This is a genomic window from Sulfurimonas paralvinellae (assembly GCF_014905135.1).
Classification (GTDB): Bacteria; Campylobacterota; Campylobacteria; order Campylobacterales; family Sulfurimonadaceae; genus Sulfurimonas; species Sulfurimonas paralvinellae.
This window is the reverse complement of sequence record NZ_CP041406.1, coordinates 1,756,263-1,773,882: the sequence shown is the minus strand read 5'-3', so window position 1 is coordinate 1,773,882 and position 17,620 is coordinate 1,756,263. Positions and strand designations below refer to the sequence as shown.

At 38.9% G+C, this 17,620-nt stretch carries 19 protein-coding genes; 14 read left to right on the top strand and 5 right to left on the bottom strand.

The window, feature by feature from the left end:
* Positions 1-64: 64 nt before the first annotated feature.
* Both FM071_RS09100 and FM071_RS09095 read left to right on the top strand, forming a co-directional pair.
* Positions 65-2,233: an FAD-binding protein gene (locus FM071_RS09100; protein ID WP_193110686.1), complete on the top strand. Its 2,169-nt coding sequence runs from the start codon at positions 65-67 to the stop codon at positions 2,231-2,233.
* A complete protein-coding gene (locus FM071_RS09095; RefSeq protein ID WP_193110685.1) occupies positions 2,233-3,216 on the top strand; it encodes a hypothetical protein in 984 nt (327 codons plus the stop codon). Before FM071_RS09100 ends, FM071_RS09095 begins: the two co-directional genes overlap by 1 nt.
* On the opposite strand, the gene FM071_RS09090 is transcribed toward FM071_RS09095, so the two are convergent.
* Positions 3,213-3,611, bottom strand: a complete 399-nt coding sequence (locus FM071_RS09090) for a thioredoxin fold domain-containing protein (protein ID WP_193110684.1) — start codon at positions 3,609-3,611, stop codon at positions 3,213-3,215. The two genes, FM071_RS09095 and FM071_RS09090, sit on opposite strands and share 4 nt — an antisense overlap.
* Positions 3,612-3,698: 87 nt before the next feature.
* On the opposite strand from FM071_RS09090, the gene FM071_RS09085 reads away from it, so the two are divergent.
* The 4 genes from FM071_RS09085 to FM071_RS09070 are packed head-to-tail and all read left to right on the top strand — an operon-like array spanning position 3,699 to position 6,765.
* Positions 3,699-4,208, top strand: a complete 510-nt coding sequence (locus FM071_RS09085; protein ID WP_193110683.1) for a YeeE/YedE thiosulfate transporter family protein — start codon at positions 3,699-3,701, stop codon at positions 4,206-4,208.
* Entirely contained in the window at positions 4,205-4,885 is a 681-nt protein-coding gene (locus FM071_RS09080) for a YeeE/YedE thiosulfate transporter family protein (RefSeq protein ID WP_193110682.1), read from the top strand. Before FM071_RS09085 ends, FM071_RS09080 begins: the two co-directional genes overlap by 4 nt.
* Positions 4,886-4,919: 34 nt before the next feature.
* Entirely contained in the window at positions 4,920-6,335 is a 1,416-nt protein-coding gene (locus tag FM071_RS09075; protein WP_193110681.1) for an aldehyde dehydrogenase family protein, read from the top strand.
* The gene (locus tag FM071_RS09070; protein WP_193110680.1) at positions 6,322-6,765 is read left to right on the top strand and encodes a 2-thiouracil desulfurase family protein; all 444 of its coding nucleotides are present in this window, start codon (positions 6,322-6,324) and stop codon (positions 6,763-6,765) included. Before FM071_RS09075 ends, FM071_RS09070 begins: the two co-directional genes overlap by 14 nt.
* A 69-nt stretch (positions 6,766-6,834) precedes the next feature.
* Here FM071_RS09070 and FM071_RS09065 read toward each other — a convergent pair whose 3' ends face one another.
* Entirely contained in the window at positions 6,835-7,785 is a 951-nt protein-coding gene (locus FM071_RS09065; RefSeq protein WP_193110679.1) for an MBL fold metallo-hydrolase, read from the bottom strand.
* Between the two features lie 66 nt (positions 7,786-7,851).
* On the opposite strand from FM071_RS09065, the gene FM071_RS09060 reads away from it, so the two are divergent.
* The 5 genes from FM071_RS09060 to FM071_RS09040 all read left to right on the top strand — a co-directional run bounded on the left by FM071_RS09060 (position 7,852) and on the right by FM071_RS09040 (position 11,815).
* The gene (locus tag FM071_RS09060) at positions 7,852-9,564 is read left to right on the top strand and encodes an oleate hydratase (RefSeq protein WP_193110678.1); all 1,713 of its coding nucleotides are present in this window, start codon (positions 7,852-7,854) and stop codon (positions 9,562-9,564) included.
* A gap of 23 nt (positions 9,565-9,587) precedes the next feature.
* The gene (locus tag FM071_RS09055; RefSeq protein WP_193112069.1) at positions 9,588-9,863 is read left to right on the top strand and encodes a DUF134 domain-containing protein; all 276 of its coding nucleotides are present in this window, start codon (positions 9,588-9,590) and stop codon (positions 9,861-9,863) included.
* Positions 9,860-10,423 (top strand): Tll0287-like domain-containing protein, encoded by a 564-nt coding sequence (locus FM071_RS09050; RefSeq protein ID WP_193110677.1) that lies wholly within the window; start codon positions 9,860-9,862, stop codon positions 10,421-10,423. The genes FM071_RS09055 and FM071_RS09050 overlap by 4 nt, the downstream gene beginning before the upstream one ends.
* Before the next feature lie 105 nt (positions 10,424-10,528).
* Positions 10,529-11,035 (top strand): DUF1858 domain-containing protein, encoded by a 507-nt coding sequence (locus FM071_RS09045; protein WP_193110676.1) that lies wholly within the window; start codon positions 10,529-10,531, stop codon positions 11,033-11,035.
* Between the two features lie 75 nt (positions 11,036-11,110).
* Positions 11,111-11,815, top strand: a complete 705-nt coding sequence (locus tag FM071_RS09040; RefSeq protein WP_193110675.1) for a c-type cytochrome — start codon at positions 11,111-11,113, stop codon at positions 11,813-11,815.
* A 19-nt stretch (positions 11,816-11,834) separates the two neighbouring features.
* On the opposite strand, the gene FM071_RS09035 is transcribed toward FM071_RS09040, so the two are convergent.
* From FM071_RS09035 to FM071_RS09025, 3 genes are all read right to left on the bottom strand, one after another.
* Positions 11,835-12,431 carry a flavin reductase family protein gene (locus tag FM071_RS09035; protein ID WP_193110674.1) on the bottom strand — a complete coding sequence of 199 codons (597 nt, stop codon included), beginning with the start codon at positions 12,429-12,431 and terminating at the stop codon, positions 11,835-11,837.
* A 1-nt stretch (position 12,432) separates the two neighbouring features.
* Complete coding sequence (locus FM071_RS09030; RefSeq protein ID WP_193110673.1) at positions 12,433-12,804, bottom strand: NifU family protein; 372 nt, start codon at positions 12,802-12,804, stop codon at positions 12,433-12,435.
* 189 nt (positions 12,805-12,993) lie between these two features.
* Positions 12,994-13,821 (bottom strand): hypothetical protein, encoded by an 828-nt coding sequence (locus FM071_RS09025; RefSeq protein WP_193110672.1) that lies wholly within the window; start codon positions 13,819-13,821, stop codon positions 12,994-12,996.
* A 150-nt stretch (positions 13,822-13,971) separates the two neighbouring features.
* Here FM071_RS09025 and alaS point away from each other — a divergent pair, with 150 nt between their 5' ends.
* The 3 genes from alaS to maf are packed head-to-tail and all read left to right on the top strand — an operon-like array spanning position 13,972 to position 17,604.
* A complete protein-coding gene (alaS, locus tag FM071_RS09020; RefSeq protein ID WP_193110671.1) occupies positions 13,972-16,524 on the top strand; it encodes an alanine--tRNA ligase in 2,553 nt (850 codons plus the stop codon).
* On the top strand, positions 16,524-17,060 hold the full coding sequence (locus FM071_RS09015; protein ID WP_193110670.1) for a hypothetical protein: 537 nt from the start codon (positions 16,524-16,526) through the stop codon (positions 17,058-17,060). Before alaS ends, FM071_RS09015 begins: the two co-directional genes overlap by 1 nt.
* Positions 17,050-17,604, top strand: coding sequence for a septum formation inhibitor Maf (maf, locus tag FM071_RS09010; RefSeq protein ID WP_193110669.1), 555 nt, complete (start codon positions 17,050-17,052; stop codon positions 17,602-17,604). The genes FM071_RS09015 and maf overlap by 11 nt, the downstream gene beginning before the upstream one ends.
* Positions 17,605-17,620: the final 16 nt, after the last annotated feature.

Genomic DNA, 17,620 nt, shown 5'->3' with positions numbered 1-17,620 from the left:
ATATATAGGTAAATATCACTTTTTTTAGATAGAATAAGAAAAAGTTATTATTAGGCTGTTTATCATGTTGAAAAAAAATTGCATCAATGATGTTACAACTCTTAACCCTGTAAAAGTGGCAGGTGTTTTATACCCTCAAAGTATTGAAGAAATTCAAGATATTGTAAAAAATTACAAAAGTATATCTGTAGGCGGCGGCCATTACAGCATGGGTGGGCAGACAGCATGCAAAAATTCTGTTCATGTTGATATGCGAGAATATAATAAAATTCTTCATCTTGATACGGAAAAAAAAGAGATAACAGTCAATGCTGGAATAACATGGAAAGAGATACAAAAAGAGATAGACAAATATGATCTCTCTATATCAATAATGCAAACGTATTCCAACTTTACAGTGGGCGGCAGTTTAAGTGTCAATGTTCATGGACGTTATATTGGAGCAGGTCCATTGGCACTTTCTATCAAAGAGTTTAGATTCATAGATGTGAATGCTGAAGAACAGAAAGCCAGCAGAGAGAAAAACAGAGAATACTTTGAAATGTTAGTCGGAGGTTATGGAAGCATCGGTATTGTAACTGATATAACACTTTGTTTGGCAGAAAATGTCAATGTCAAGCAAATAAATAAGAAAATGCGAGTCAGCGAGTATTTGCAAAATTTAGATTTCATAACAAAAGATGAGAAGTCTGTTTTTCATAATGCAGATATTTACCCACCGCATTATAATAAAGTGAATTCTGTTACATGGGTTAAAACTGAAGATGCTGTAACGCAAAAAAAACGCATTCAGGATGTGAGAAAATTCTATCCATTGGAAATGTATGCTCTGTGGGCAATATCATCAACTCCATTCGGGCCACTCAGAAGAGAGTACTTATATGACAAAGTTATTTTTGCAAAGCCGAGGGTATATAAGCGAAATTATGAAGCAAGCTATGATGTGGCCGAGTTGGAACCATTAAGTAGAAAAAACTCTACGTATGTGTTGCAAGAATATTTTATTCCAAAAGAGAATGCAGAATCATTTATACAAAAAATCGCAAAAGTATTTGTTGCATATAATGCTAATATTTTAAATATTTCCATTCGTCATTCAATTGCCAATACGGATTCATTACTGAGTTGGAGCAGGAGTGAGGTATTGGCTTTTGTCGTCTATTATAAACAAGGAACATCTCAAAAAGAAAAAGATGCAGTGGCTGTGTGGACACGAAAAGCCATTGATGCGGCTATAAGTGAAGGAGGAACTTATTATCTTCCATATCAACCACATGCTACAAAGGAGCAATTGCTTCAGGCATATCCTAATTTTGAAGTTTTTGCTAAAAAGAAAAAAGAATTTGATCCTGAATACAAATTTAGAAATTCTCTGTTTGAGAAGTATATTTATCAAGAGAATACATATGACCCTAAAAACTTCTATGATATTTTACACAAAGACGAATATAAAGATAAGTTGTATGACTTCTTGCTCTATGTATTTAGAAGTGATGAAAAGAGAGTCTTTCATTCAACGCTGCAAGGGCTTGAAAAATATGAAGATAGTGATGAAATATATAACTATATTCAAAAAGAGTGTCAACTTTCGGCAAAAATATTGTTAAGTCCATCTTCGACTGTAAATATAATAAAACAACTTTTGATCCAGAATAAAATGATAAAAGAGCAGACAAAAGAATTGTTGGGTCATGATATATATGATGCGCTGTTCATTGAACCGACAGATATAAAAAAACCAAGCAAATTTTATAGTAAAACTATTCCGTTAGATATAGACAAATTACTCGGAAATTTTCCTGTAAAAGCTACAAAAGAGTTTTATATTAAAGAAGGTGAAAGTCTAATTGAACTGTTGCAGGGTATTGATGAGAATAGTTTGGATTTGATTACTGTGTATGGCGGACTGCATCATATTGAAAAAGAAAAACGTTTGCAAATACATAAACTGATTTATAAACGACTGAGAAACAACGGTGTATTTATATTAAGAGAGCATGATGTTTGTGATGATGACATGTTTAAGTTCGTTTCATTGATTCATGCAGTTTTCAATGCAGTTACAGGGGAAAGTCTGAAGAATGAAAGGTCTGAAGTGCGAGAGTTCGAATCGATTGAGACCATAGTTGATGATATTGAGATGGCAGGTTTTAAAGATAGCGGTAAAAGATTGAAACAGTATGGTGATCCAAGTGAAAATATTTTGCTTGCTTTTGAAAAAAAGAGCAGCTGATGCATAGATTTTTTCTTTCCATATTACTTTTGGCTACACTTCTCTTCTCACAAGATGCAAGCTATAAAAGAGGTGCAGACCAGACTTACTTGACCTATCCGGAATGGTTTTTGGTTTTTAGTCCTGAGGAGTATGCGTATTATTTAAAAGATCATCCCTCGTACGATTTTAATTACCTCGGACACCTTGGACAGTTCTGGGGAAGCTATGAAAAAATGTATGCCAAGACAAAAGAGAAACATTTTGAATTTAACACAGGCTATCACGTCATGATCATGACCATAGGTGTCAGTACAAGCGTTGAGTATCTCATTAAATATATCTATGGGCATTCAGTCGCAGAATTTTTTGCTCTCACGCAATCATCTCAGAGAGTAAGCGAGCAGGAGTATGGTCAGAAAGTGGCACAGGAATATGTTGATTTTATAAAGAATCGGCTCTGGTATGAGTTTGATTTTGTCTCCAAAATAAGAGGCATTTATACACTAAATAGTTTCTTTGGTAAAGATTTTTTACGTAAATGCGAGCGTAAGTCTGCTTTGACACAGGAGTATACGGTAAAGTTTCTTTATGCAAAAATTATTGGCTTCTTCACGGAAGTCGGCTATGAGGAAGCTCTGCCGACTACAAGAGTAGAGCTGAGTAAAGATAATGTACTCTTAGATATGGATTTTCCGAGATATGACAAGTTCAAAAATGAAAGTTTGAAGTACGCAAGAAAAGGCTATTCTTTTAAAAGTATTGCAGGGAATGATGCTAGCAGTTCTATTTTGTACTCTTTAGTAGGAGAGAAAAAGATTATAGATACGATGCCGTGTATGATACAGACACCTATACTTTCAAACAAGAAGTATGCAAGATGCATCAACGATGTAAAAATTTCAGAACTTGCAAACGTTCTTAATAATAAAAGATTGGCAGTCATAGATACTTTTTTACCGCCAAAAGGGATTGTTAAATTAGAACATATTTTTGATTACTAATTTTCGCTGTTTAGATCCGCTTCATCGAGAATTGTGAAAAAACCTGCCGGCTCGAGTACTCCAAAAGTTTCAAAGAGAATTTTTCCGTTTTGATCTAAAAAGTAGTGCCTTGGTGCGCCATATCTTTGAAATTTATCCGGGATGAAATGACGGTCGCGTGAGAGATAGATGAGGATATAGTCTTTGTGGAGTCTTTCCATAACACTCTTTTGTGAAAGTGTCTTCTCTTTAAAGATCTTACAAAATTTACAGGCATCGGCACCAATGAAAAGGTAGATGTTCTTCTGCTCTTTTTGTGCGAGCTTGAGGCCTTTTGAATAGTCATGAATCCAATTATCCGTTTCATATCCGAAAAGTGTCGTTATTAAAATAAGTATCAATAATAGTTTTTTCATAGTGAAATTATAACCTAAAGTTACCGTTTGTTAATTGAGATAGGAGTATAATTTTGCAATTATTTATATCTATCATAAGGAAAACTAATGAGAAGAAGATTATCCTGGTGGATGGGCGGTATTTTAATGTCGCTTTTACTCCTCTACACGTTTGCAAGTTTTGGTGCAGGCAGACCCCTTGGAGCATCGACATATGTACCGTATTATGCGGGGATTCTTTTTGCTATGAATCCAGAGCATTATACGTACCTTCAAGAGATTGAAAAGCCCGGTGCATGGGAAGGTGTGATGCTTTTAGGTTCACTTGTGGGCGGTTTTATCACTTCTGTGTTCATTACGAAATCATTTCGTTTCAGTATCATGCCTACGGGTTGGAAAGTATATAAAAACAGTTCTGTCATCTCTCGTCTTATCTGGAGTTTTGTAGCAGGTTTTTTTCTTATCATAGGTGCGAGACTTGCCGGCGGCTGTACATCGGGACATTTTTTATCAGGTATGAGTCAGACAGCATTTAGCAGCATGATTTTTGGCGGTGTCGTTCTTGTCTCTTTAATTATTACAGGAAAACTGTTTTACAAATCAGGAGATTCAAAATGAGTATAGGTGAATATTTTGATTTTGTGTTGACACGTACAGAAGCGATGTACAATATTGTACAAAATGAGGGGCACGGTTCCTTTGCTATTGTTTTTATCATAGGAATTATCTTTGGTGGTATTATTCAGTACACGCGTGTAGATAAGTTTGAAAAAATTGCCGGCTTTGCAATGCTCAAAGACACGACCATTCCAAAAATGCTCTTTTTAGCGATAGGTATCACCAGTATAGGGCTCTTTTTTGAGATAAAGATGGGTTATGCTGCGTATCATATTAAGCCGATGATCCTCTCTGGTCTGATTGTCGGAGGTATTCTTTTTGGGATATCTATGGCAATACTTGGAAAATGTCCTGGAACGGGTCCTGTCTCTATAGCCGAAGGAAGAATTGATGTTCTTGTCGGTGCAATTGGCGGAATTTTTGGCGGATATGTCTTTACAAAATATTATGATACTATCTTTAAACCATTGATGGGTACAAATTTCGGTAAAGAGTCTTTAGCCAACGTGAGTGGTGCTTTTGCTCCCTATTTTGTTTTGATTTTTGGAGTGGCGCTTATCGTTATAGCGATTAAAATTCCACATATGGAACTGCTCGATGAAGCGGATCTTTCACTATTGGACGCTGATGAGAGACCAGATGCCAATTCTTCAGAAGAAATTGAACTAATTAAATGATATAATCTCTTCAATATATTTGAAGGAATTTATTATGGATGCAAAAATATTTTTTGGTTCAGATCCGGTAACAAAAGAGGAACTGAGCGAGAGAAGGTCGCCATTTAACGGTGAAGTAGTCTCTCGTGCTCCAGTATGCAGCGAAGAAGATGCGAAAAAAGCACTTGACATTGCAAAGGACGCGGCAAAATTCGCCAAAAAATCAACACTTGCACAACGTTGTGCATGGATACTAGATGTAGCACAGAAGCTGCGTGAGAACAAAGAAGAGATGGCTAAGACCATTACCGATGAGGTTGGTAAGCCTATCACTTTTGCACGTATTGAGGTCGAGCGCTGCATCGAGACATTGACGCTCTCTGCTGAGACGATGCGTACGATGCATGGCGAGACGATCAATACGGACGCGATGCCTTCTGGTAAGAAAACGATGGCTTTTTTCCGTCGTGAACCGGTAGGTGTTGTTGTTGCCATTACCCCTTTTAACTTTCCATTGAATCTTGTTGCTCATAAACTCGGACCTGCCCTTGTTGCGGGAAATGCCGTTGTTCTCAAACCAACTCCGGAAGCACCGCTGACGGCTTATAAATTTGCCAAGCTCTTTATTGAAAATGATTATGCCGTGCCGGATGCACTGAGTGTCGTTTATGGTGATGCAGAGGTTGGTAGTGCTTTGATTACTTCTGATATTCCTCGCGTTATCTCATTTACGGGCAGTGTTCCAGTTGGGAATATCATCACAAAAAATGCAGGCATTAAAAAAGTAGGTTTGGAACTCGGCGGGAATGCAGCTACTTTCATAGAAAAATCGGCTGATCTGGCAGAGGCGGCAACGAAGTGTGTTCTTGGCGCTTTTGTCAATTCAGGACAGGTTTGCATCTCGCTGCAGCGTATTTATGTTGAAGCAGATATCTATGATGAGTTTGCCGAATTGATGGCAGCAGCAACAAAGCGACTCAAAGTCGGCAATCCCTATGATGATGAAACCTTTATGGGGCCGCTTATAGATGATGAAGCCTGCGCACGTGCCATGGGATGGGTTGAGTCTGCCATAGAAGAAGGGGCTATTCCTCTGCTTGTGCCGCATGTAGAGGGAAGAGTGTTCCATCCGTGCGTGATGGCAAATGTGCGTGATGATATGGCAATAGTCTGTGAAGAGGTCTTTGCACCGATTGTCTCACTTGTGAAAGTTGAGAGCTTCGATGATGCCATTGAGCGAATGAACGACTCTCCATACGGACTGCAGTTTTCTGTTTTTACAAATGATCTGAATCTGGCAAACCGTGCCATTGATGAACTTGATGCCGGTGGCATTGTCATCAACGATATGCCGACGCTACGTTTTGACATTCAGCCTTATGGAGGCGTGAAACTCTCGGGTGTCGGGCGTGAGGGACCGAAGTTTGCCATTGAAGAGATGACGGAGATAAAATCAGTTGTCATCTGCTAAGAAAAAGGCCATTATCTCTGCTTGCATCTTAGGAGAGTATTGCCGTTATGATGGGAAAACGAAAAAGATTCATGATGTAGTAGAAGCCTATAAAGATTATGAAATTATTCCTTTCTGCCCTGAGGCTCCTCTTTTTGGAACGCCGCGTGAGCGCATCAACGTTGTTGACGTGGATGGTAAAGAACGTATTATTACTGATGAGACAAATAGAGATGTGACCGAGCTGCTGCGTGAGGAGATAGAGAGCTTTTGTAAAATGCATCCTCAGGCAGATGCCATAGTACTCAAGTCAAAATCACCTTCATGCGGTTATGGAACAACACCGATTTTAGACAGTGAAAAAAATATTTTGCGTTATGGTAATGGCATAGCGGCAACGATACTGGAAGAAAAGTATAAAGATGTTACCATAAAAGATGAGCTTCTTTAATGCAGCACTTTATATCTTTTGAAATCTTTTTATGTAATGATAGTGCACATAATGTAATAAAGAGATGATTTATAATTTTTCAAGCATTCCTTCTCTTGAAAGATAAAAAATATCAAAATCATTCGCCACAAAACATTTATCTGTGTAAGAAACTTTTATTTCATCACAAATCATCTGTGCGTCATAAGAACTGCCTTGTGAATATCTTGCACTGATGTGTGTTGCTATAAGATTTTTTATATGATGTTTTTGTGCAACTTCACCTAACTTTTTTGCCGTGGTGTGTAGAAATTTTGTCGGCAGGGCATCATAAACTTCTTGCGTATAGGTGCTTTCATGAACAAGCAGGTCAAGGTTGTCAAGATATTCTCCCATAACATCAGGCTCACTGTTATCTCCGGCTATGATACATTTTCGTCCTTGTACGGGTGCGAGCATATATTCACTTGAGACAAACTCTTTTCCTTCATGTATTATGTCGTTTCCGCGTTTAAGTTCCCCATAGAAAGGCGAGGGCTCCAAACCTTCCTGCCGCAGCTTGGCTTCATCAAGTTTGTTTGTGATGTTATGTTCTTGCAAACAAAAGGCAAAGCTCTCTACAGAATGTACAAGTGGAAGAACTTTGAGTGAAAACTTGTCAAAACTCAATACAGTATTTGCTTTTATTTCTATTATTTCGAGTTTATAACCCAGATGCTCCTCTGAAATGTCCATAACACACTCTATAAATTGCTTTAAGCCTTTTGGTCCATAAATGCTCAGCGGAGCAAAGGCTTTGTCGAGTGTTTTTGATGAGAGTAGTCCGGGAAGTCCGTAGTAATGGTCACCGTGGAGATGTGTGATGAAGATTGCAGAGAGTTTTCCGATGGAGAGTGAAGTTTTGAGTATTTGATGTTGCGTAGCTTCCCCGCAGTCAAAAAGATACCACTTATTATCCTGGTCAAACTCAAGAGCAAGGGCTGTGACATTTCTCTCTTTTGTCGGCTTGCCCGCACTTGTACCTAAAAAAGTCAGTTTCAATTTTTCTTCCTCTGTTTTGTTATATAATGGTTAATAGTAAAAATTTTATGAAAAGGATACCCAATCATGAATAATTATCAAAGAGTCCATCCACATAAACCTGCAGACATTGAAAATAAACGAGCTTTTTTAATCGGATCGGGTATAGCCTCTTTGGCTGCGGCAGAATACTTGATGCGTGATGGCTACATGAAAGGCTCTCAGATAACGATATTTGAAGAGAGTGGTTTAGTGGGTGGAGCACTTGACGGTACCGGCAACCCGCAGGATGGTTTTGTGGCACGTGGCGGGCGTGAGATGGAAGAGCATTATGAGTGTTTATGGGACCTTTACGGTGCGGTGCCTTCACTTGAGGAAGAGGGCAGAACTGTATTAGAGGAGTTTAAGGCACTCAATGACATTGATCCGAATTTTTCAAAAGTACGGGTGATTTATAACAGAGGTGAAAAGCAGCATTCAACGGGCTTAGGTTTAGAAGAAAAACATATAAAAGAGCTGACAAAACTACTTTTGACAAAAGAGGAAGATTTGGGCGCTCTAAGTGTTGAAGAGTATTTTGAGTCTTCTTATTTTGAGACAGATATGTGGCTTTACTGGCGAAGTATGTTCGCTTTTGAACCATGGCACAGTGTTGTTGAAATGAAGCGTTATATGCACCGGTTTATCCATCTTTTACCGGGTATGAGTACGATGCGGGGATTGGTATTTACTAAGTACAATCAATATGAATCATTGACACTGCCTTTAAAAACGCTCCTTGAGGAAAAAGGTGTCAACTTTGTTTTTAACACTACTGTAACAGATTTGGACATAGACATCCAGCCAAATAGAAAAACAGTAACCGCCATACATCTTCTTAAAGAGGGCAAGGAAGAGGTTATACAAACAAGTGAAGATGATCTTGTCTTTTTTACCAACGGTTCTATGGTGGAAAACTCTACGCTTGGCGATATGAACACGGCTCCCGTCTTAAATCGCAGCGAGGGCGCGTGCTGGGCGCTGTGGAAAAAGATAGCACAAAAAGATGCTGCGTTTGGAAGACCGGAAGTTTTTTGCGGTGACATAGACAAAACAAAATGGGAGTCATTTACTATAACTGCAAAAGGCCCGAAACTGCGCCAACTTTTAGAAAGCTTTGCTGAGCGAAAATTTTTGCTTCACAGAACGGCAACGGGTGGAATTATTACCATCAAAGATTCGAGCTGGCTTATGAGCGTCACGGTTAACAGACAACCGCAGTTTAAAAATCAGCCTTTTGATTATACCGTGGCTTGGGCGTATGCACTTTTTCCTGATAACACAGGGGACTTTATAGATAAAAAGATGAGTGATTGCTCAGGAGAAGAGCTGCTCAAAGAGTTACTGTATCATTTTGGCATTGAAGAGCAGGATATGCAGGTGTATGTTGATGAGTGTATAGTCATTCCTGCTATGATGCCATACATCACAAGCCAGTTTATGCCGAGAGTTGCAGGGGACAGACCGCAGGTCGTACCAAAAGACAGCGTAAATCTAGCCTTTTTAGGGCAGTTTTGTGAAATAGAGGGTGATTGTGTCTTTACTGTTGAGTATTCTGTCCGTTCAGCTATCACAGCGGTTTATACACTGCTAGGTCTTGATAAAAAAGTTCCTGAAAGCTACCCGAGTCAGTATGATATCAGAGCTTTAGCAGCAGCGGTGAAAACAATAAAAAGTGAGCATGAAGGTCTGCTAATGCGATTAGTAGAGAGTGTCATAAAGAAAAAACTCGAAAATACAATTTATGAGAAGCTGCTTTAGAGGTTTTTTTCTTTGAAGAGCGCATTATAGATGCTGATCACAGCGGTGTCTGTTTTAAACCATGTGGCGTAAGAAAAACGGATTTGGAGTGGGTAGTGTTGCGTGAGGATGAGATGGAAGCAATTCGTCTTGTGGATTATGAAGGCCTTTATCAGCAGGAGTGTGCCGATAAAATGGGTATCTCACGCACGACCTTTTCACGTCTCATCGAAGGTGCCAGAAAAAAGATAGCCGACGCACTTTTAGATACAAAAGCGTTAAATATTAAAACGCAAACTCAAAATAAGGAAGAAAAATGAAAAAAATTGCATTATCAATGATGTTAGTAGCAAGTGCAACACTTTTAAGTGCTGCAACAAACAAGGAAATCAAACAAGAGGCAAAAGCTGCCATGATGAAAATGGGTAAAACACTCAAAAATCATATGAAACAAAATATGAAAGTAGGTGGAGTGGTGCAGGCGGCTAAATTTTGTTCAGAGGAAGCTTCTAAACTTGTTGCAGAGGTAAATAAAAGCTATAAAGAGGGTGTAAGTGCAAGAAGAATTTCACTTAAATATAGAAACTCTGCAGATAAACCAACAGCAGATGAGGTAAAAGTACTAGAGCAGATTCAAGCAGATGTGAAAGCCGGTAAAAAAGTACCGAAGATGATCGTCAAAGAGATTGCTAAAAACAGTTATAAAGTTTATAAACCTCTTTTTATCCAAAAAGGTGTCTGTCTTACTTGTCATGGAGATGCACAGGCAAGAGATCCCGAAGCATATAAACTCATCAAAGCGAAATATCCAAATGACAAAGCAGTCGGTTATAAAAAAGGTGACTTTAGAGGTGCCTTTGTTGTTACAATCGTAAAATAAAAGGGAGTGGAAGATGCAGGTGGATTTCAGACAGATCGCTACAGTAAGATCAGATGAGAGATCTATTAAAAGGCTTTTAGAAGGCCTTTTCAAGGAGAGTAAGAGATGAAAGAGATAACATTAGAGACAAAAATTGCAGATTTACTGAATGATTATGAAGGGATGAAAGATATCCTCATTAAGATAAATCCAAAATTTAAAAAACTTAATAATCCTGTACTGCGACGAACACTTGCAAAAATAGCAGGAGTACGTCAGGCTGCAGTTGTCGGCGGCATGGATCCTATGGATCTGCTTAATCAGCTTCGCGTAGCTGTAGGACAAACTCCTGTAGAAGTTAAAGCGGTAGAAAAAACAGAAGCAGAAAAAGCACCTGAATGGATAGCTAATGAGCCAAAAGAGTCTATAGATGCCAATGAACTGCTTGATAAAGAAGAAAATCCTTTAGCAAAATCGTATAATATTTTACGTAAAATGCAAAATGGTGAGATATTACAGATAACATCAGATTTTAAACCTGAGCCTTTAATAGAAGAGTTTGAAAAAAATGGACATCAGGTTTTTTCTCAAGAAGTAGCAAAAGACAAATTTGTCACTTATGTGCAAAAATAGTCATAGTGTAAGTATGCAGATTCTCCTTGACTGTGGGTTAATAGTAAGTTTCAAACTACAAAATAAGGATTTAAAATGAGAAAAAAAATAATTTTATCAATACTATCAGCTCTTCTGTTTATAGGATGCAATACTCAACATAAACCTCGACTAGACGGCAAAAAACTTATAGAGAAAAAATGTTCACAGTGTCATAATCTGGATCTGCCTCCAAAAACATTTGAAGATGAGAAAGCACCACCTATGATGGCTGTTGCTTTTCATATTAGAGACTTCATCAAAGCACCCAATGAGAGTGAAAAGGTTCCAAGGGCAATATCTTTTGTCAAAGATTATGTAATCAAGCCAAGTGTAAGCAAATCATTTTGTGATAAGCACAGTTTGGAGAGTTATGGCGTGATGCCTTCTCAAAAAGGAAAGGTCAGTGAAGATGAGCTTGAAGCTATCGCAGAGTATATGTTTGAGCATTTTACTTTGAAAAATCTCAATGATGCCCAAGCATTACAGAATAAACTCAATGCTATGCCAAAAGGTGAGCGTTTAGCTTTACAAAACAATTGTCTCTCCTGTCATAAGGTAGATAAGAAAATAGTAGGTCCCTCTTTTAAAACCATTGCAAATACAAAAGGTAATAGTGAAAAAAGTTTAATACAGAGCATTCACAATGGAAGCAAAGGGAAGTATGCAAGTTCCAATGGCGCCATAATGCCTGCATTCAAGAGTTTAAGTGATGATGATCTGAAAATTATTGTTGAGTGGATTTTATCATTTAAAAAATAGTACCGCAGTTATGTAGTAACTACGGTATTTTTGGCGGAGTTATCTGTTCGCCTAAAAGTGCATAACTTTTGCCAACTCTTGCAACTGGTGCGTATTCGAGTGTGATTTTTTCTCTGTTTGTGATGATTTCATCATCTATGAATTGTTGTTTGATCTCTACTACAAGAGGAATTGTTTTTGATCCTTTGAGTTCTATTTCCTGGTAGAATTCACAAAAAAATGCACTTGGAACATCCTCCACCATAGGCGGAAAATCTTCAAAAATTTTTGTTGTTTTGATGTCAAATGCATTAGCTTCACTTTCATCCTTACGCAGCTCTTTTGAACTAAAATGCATGGATTCAAGGTGTTCTTCATCTACCATGCAAATAGTGCATTTTTTACTCTCTTTGATGTTTTTCAGTGTATCTTTTTCACTGCCGTCACTTTTATGTCCGATGCTTACTATCATGGTAGCAGGCTTAGAACTAAGCCCCATGAAATAACTAAAAGGTGCAATATTAATAATCCCTTTCTCATTTTCAGTGACAATCCAGGCAATAGGTCTTGGTATGATAGTCTGTGCCATAAGCTGGTAACGCTGCGTGAGGGCTTTGTCTGCATAATCTACGATCATATTAAAGTCCTACGATATGTTTTAATTTATCAACCATACCTTGTTTCTCTTGTGAAAACTGTTCAGTCTGTGTATCACTGCTTTCATCTTCACCTGTATAGGCATCTTCAGGCATAACATTTTCAGGTGTTCCATCAACATTGACTACACTAAGCTCCGGGTGAATCAGTTCACGCAGTTTTTTCTGCACAACCATTTTTGTTGTCATCAAACTCATGGAACACCCTCCGCATGCACCTGTCAGTGCAATATAGACTGTTCCATCTTTTACACCAAGAAGTTTGATGTCCCCTCCATGGGATTGGACATATTCACTGACTTTAGGCAGATAGTTTTGTACAGCAGAATAAATATCTTCATCTAAAAATGTCATTTTTTATCCCTTAAAATATTATTATTAAGTTAATTATAGTAACTTATAATTAAAATAATCTTTTCAAATTAACATAGTAAAAAAATTTAGCTATGGTGTTATTTGTCTTTTGTGTAAATGGTGCAGTTTTGTGGTTATTTAAAAGAAAATTTATACACAAGCAGAAAAATTTTCTGCTTATGCGTGAGGTTATTTGAAAAGTGCAGTGAAGTACTCTTCAATATCTCCAGGTGTTCCTGAGATTCCCATAAATTCACCCATGCTGAGGTTTGGATAAGAGATGGCAAGGTAATATTTCGGATGAAGGATTTTTGCCTCTTGTTCCCCGTCGCTATCTTTTTCTATAAGAACCATATACGGTAAAAAGGCTGCATTTTTTTGTCCTTTAATTTCAGAAACATAATATTTTTCACCTTTTTCGCTCGGCATTGCAACACCGTAAAGTGTAGCTTCAGGCATGTCGATTTTAAAGACAATATTTTCTCCTGCATTTGTTTGCAGTTTTTGCGCGAGATCTTTTCCTTTTGCTACTTCTATCATATCTTCATAGTAAGGCATTCCCATCATAAAGTGATATCCTTCAATATCATCTGCATCGAGCCCATCTTTTGATGGTGTCAATTTTCCAAATGCTTTTGCAAGGGTCGCATTGAGACTTTTAGCATCATCGGCTTTATAGTCATCTTCTAAAAATGCATGTAAAAAGTACTCCGGGTTTGTAAATACGAGTTGTTTGTCAGCTTTATTGATCATCACTTTTTGTACAGCCGCAAAAGCATCATCGTCATCTTTTGAAGCATCTGCCATGAGTGTGTCATTTGTGTAAGCGATTACATGATAGTTTGGGTTTTGCATTGCATCATATTCACCGACGATTTTTAAATTGTTGTCACGCAAAATACTTTTGACATCGTTTTTTTCTTTATATTGGGCATATTCATAACTGCTGATATTTTCTGCCATGAGTGTTGAACCAAGCAGTGTAGCCAAGAGGCCGCTAAGTAGGATTTTTTTCATTTTCTCTCCGATATTTTAAAATAGACTATTATAATTAATTATAGTTAACAGGTGAATTATTTTTGAGATTTCGAAAAAAATAGAGAAAAAATCCAAAAATTTAGCTCATTTTGGTTATAATCGCGTAATTTTATAAAAGAGAAAAACATAATGAATGTCAGAGAAGAATTTTTAAAATTTTTTGAATCAAAAAATCACACAAGAGTAGCTTCAGCACCGCTTGTCCCAGATGATGCGACGCTGCTTTTTAACAATGCGGGAATGGTCCCTTTCAAGTCAATCTTTACCGGTGAAGTGCCACGTCCCAAAAATCCGCGTGCAACATCGTGTCAGACATGTATTCGTGCCGGCGGGAAGCATAATGACCTTGAAAATGTCGGCCATACGGCTCGTCACCATACGTTCTTTGAGATGCTGGGTAATTTCAGTTTCGGCGATTACTTCAAAGAAGATGCTATTGCTTATGCGTGGGAGTTCATCACGCAAGTGCTGCACCTGGACAAAGATAAGCTTTGGGTGACGGTTCACGAGAGCGATGATGAGGCTGAAGAGCTTTGGAAAAGGCATATTGCAGCGGATAGAATCATGCGTTTGGGAGACAAAGATAACTTCTGGGCTATGGGTGACACAGGACCATGCGGGCCGTGTTCAGAGATATTTTACGATCAGGGTGCAGAGCATTTTGACGGACCTGAAGACTATATGGGTGGTGAAGGCGACAGATTTTTAGAGATCTGGAACCTTGTTTTCATGCAGTATGAGGTTAAAGAGCCGGGTGGCGAGAGAATACCACTGGAGAAACCTTCGATAGACACAGGTATGGGACTTGAGCGTGTCGTTGCCATTAAAGAAGGGGCACTTTCAAACTACGGTTCTTCTCTTTTCATGCCGATAATCCGTAAAGTCGAAGATATGATAGGCAAAGAGTATGTTTATGCAAGCGGCGCGTCATACCGTGTTATTGCCGACCATATCAGAACGGCTGTTTTCCTTTTGGCACAGGGAGTGAACTTTTCAAATGAAGGGCGTGGATATGTTCTGAGAAGAATTCTTCGCCGTGCCGTACGTCATGGTTATCTTTTAGGATTCCGTGAGCCGTTTATGCACAAGCTTGTCGATACGCTCGTGGATATCATGGGAGATGAGTATGATTATCTCGGTAAAAAAGCACCGGCTGTCAAGGAACAGATAGAGCTTGAAGAGGCACGCTTTTTCAAAACTATCGAATCGGGAATAGCACTGTTTAACATGGAACTGCAAAATACGAAGGATGTTTTTTCGGGTGAAGTGGCTTTTAAACTTTACGACACTTACGGTTTTCCACTCGATCTTACAGAAGATATGCTGCGTGAGAAGAGTTTGAAACTCGACAGTGCGAAATTTGAAGTATTGATGCAGGAGCAAAAAAGCCGTGCAAAAGCAGCATGGAAAGGCAGCGGTGATGATGCGGTTCATGGTGACTTTAAAGAGTTACTCGAAGCGTTCGGTACAAATGAATTTGTCGGTTATGAAACAACACACCATGCTTCAAAAGTGCTTGCTCTTTTAGACGAGAACTTTAAGCGTATAGATGCTTTAGACATCGGTCAAACCGGCTGGGTTATGTTGGATGTGACACCTTTTTACGCAGAGAGCGGTGGACAGTGCGGTGACAGAGGTGAGCTTCAATGCCGTGCAAAAGTACTCGATACAAAGAAATTCTTCGATATAAATCTCTCAAAGATCGAAGTCACTTCAAGCATTAAAATCGGTATTAACGTCGATGCAATCGTCGATATCTCACGCAATGAGATTACAAAACATCACTCGGCTACACACCTGCTTCATGCGGTGCTTTTTGATGTACTTGGTGATCATATCTCTCAAGCGGGTTCTCTCGTTGAAGCAGATAGACTTCGTTTTGATTTCTCTCATCCAAAGGCTGTGAGCGAAGCGGAACTCTCTGAGATAGAAGAGCGTGTCAATGTGGAGATCATGCGTGCTATTCCTGCAAAAACAGAAGTGATGAACATAGAAGAAGCAAAAAAATCAGGTGCAAAAGCACAGTTTGGTGAGAAGTACGGTGACGAAGTTCGTGTTGTCAGTTTTGCAGATACTTCGGTTGAGTTCTGCGGTGGTGTGCATGTTGAAAACACGGCAAATATTGGTAATTTCATTATCACAAAAGAGAGCGGTGTCAGTGCGGGTGTGCGAAGAATCGAAGCGGTCTGCGGTAATGCAGCCTACAGATATTTCAATGAGCAGCGCGCTCTTTTAAAAGAGGCGCAGTCAGAAGTGAAAAACCTCGATCTTATCGCCGGTATCCATAGACTCAAATCAAACATCAATGAGCTAAAATCTGAACTCAAAGAGGCGCAGTCAGCTGCAAAAGTCGAGATCAAAGCTGAAGATATCAATGGTGTTGCCGTGGTAGTCAATGAACTGCCAAATGGTGATATAAAAGAGAAGATAGATGAGCTGAAAAACCAAAATGAGAAACTCTGTGCAATGCTTTTCCAAGTTAAAGGCGATAAAGTTCTCATTGCTGCCGGTGTAAAAGGGTGTGATGCAAAAGCGGGTGACTGGATCAAAAAAATCGCTCCAATACTTGGTGGTGGCGGAGGAGGTCGTCCGGACTTTGCTCAAGCGGGTGGAAAAGATAAAACAAAACTTCCTGAAGCAAAAGTGGAAGCAATGAACTTCATCAAAGAGGCGTTGGCGTAATGAAAGAGTTTATGGTTGAACTGTTTGCAGACTATAGAACACAGATTGTTTTTCTTCACGTTATCTCAGCCGTGGTCTGGGTAGGGGGTATGATTGCTATGCGTTTTGCAGCTCATCAGTCCTTTGTAGAGATAGAATCACCGGTACATAGACTGACACGCATTTCACATGCACTCAAACGTCTTTTTACTATTGTGACTCCTTTTGTGCTTATTCTTATTGCTACAGCTGTCATTATGGCAGTTGGGCTTGGTTTTCGTGCGGCGGCAGTCGATGCGAACGGAAATGTCATCGATGATTATGCAATGCATATTTATAATCTTGTGCATACGAAAGAGGTAATTTGGATGATTATGTCTGCAAATCTCTTTGCTATGATAGTGCGCCGAAACAAAGCGCAAAAGCTTCTTGACAAAGGTGATATGGCAGGTGCGAAAAAAGCGCTTGAGCTTATTGGAAAATATATGGTTCCTGTCAATATTATTCTTGGTATCATCGCGATTTATTTGGGAGTTACGCTTCGTAATGCGTATTAGACTCTGCTCCTCTTCAGAGACTCGGGCAATACTTTTGCGTGAGGCCGGCATTGATTTTATTCAAGAGAGTGTTGATTTCGATGAAGAGAACATAGTTGCAACAAGCCCCAAAAACTTTGTCTATCAGGCGACCATGGGAAAGTATGAAGCCAATTTTAAGGCTTTTGGCATTGAAGAGTACCCGCTCTTGGTTGCCGACACGGTCGTTACTTCACAAAATCACATTCTTAGAAAAGCACGCTGTGAGGACGATGCTCGTAATATTTTAATGACACAAAGTGGAAATATTACTAGTATTATCACCTGTATGATCTACCATGCAAAAGATAGAAAGATCGTCGATATATCTAAAACTGATTATCTTTTTGATGAATTCGACCAAGATGATCTCGATGCCTATCTCAAGAGTGGAGAGTGGCGCGGTAAAGCCGGTGCATGTATGGTGGAAGGTTTTTGTAAAACCTATATAAAAGAAGTCCGTGGATATGAGAGTACTGCCATGGGTCTATCTGTTGAAGTACTGCAGACATTTGGAGAACTATAGTGAAAGTTTCTAAAGG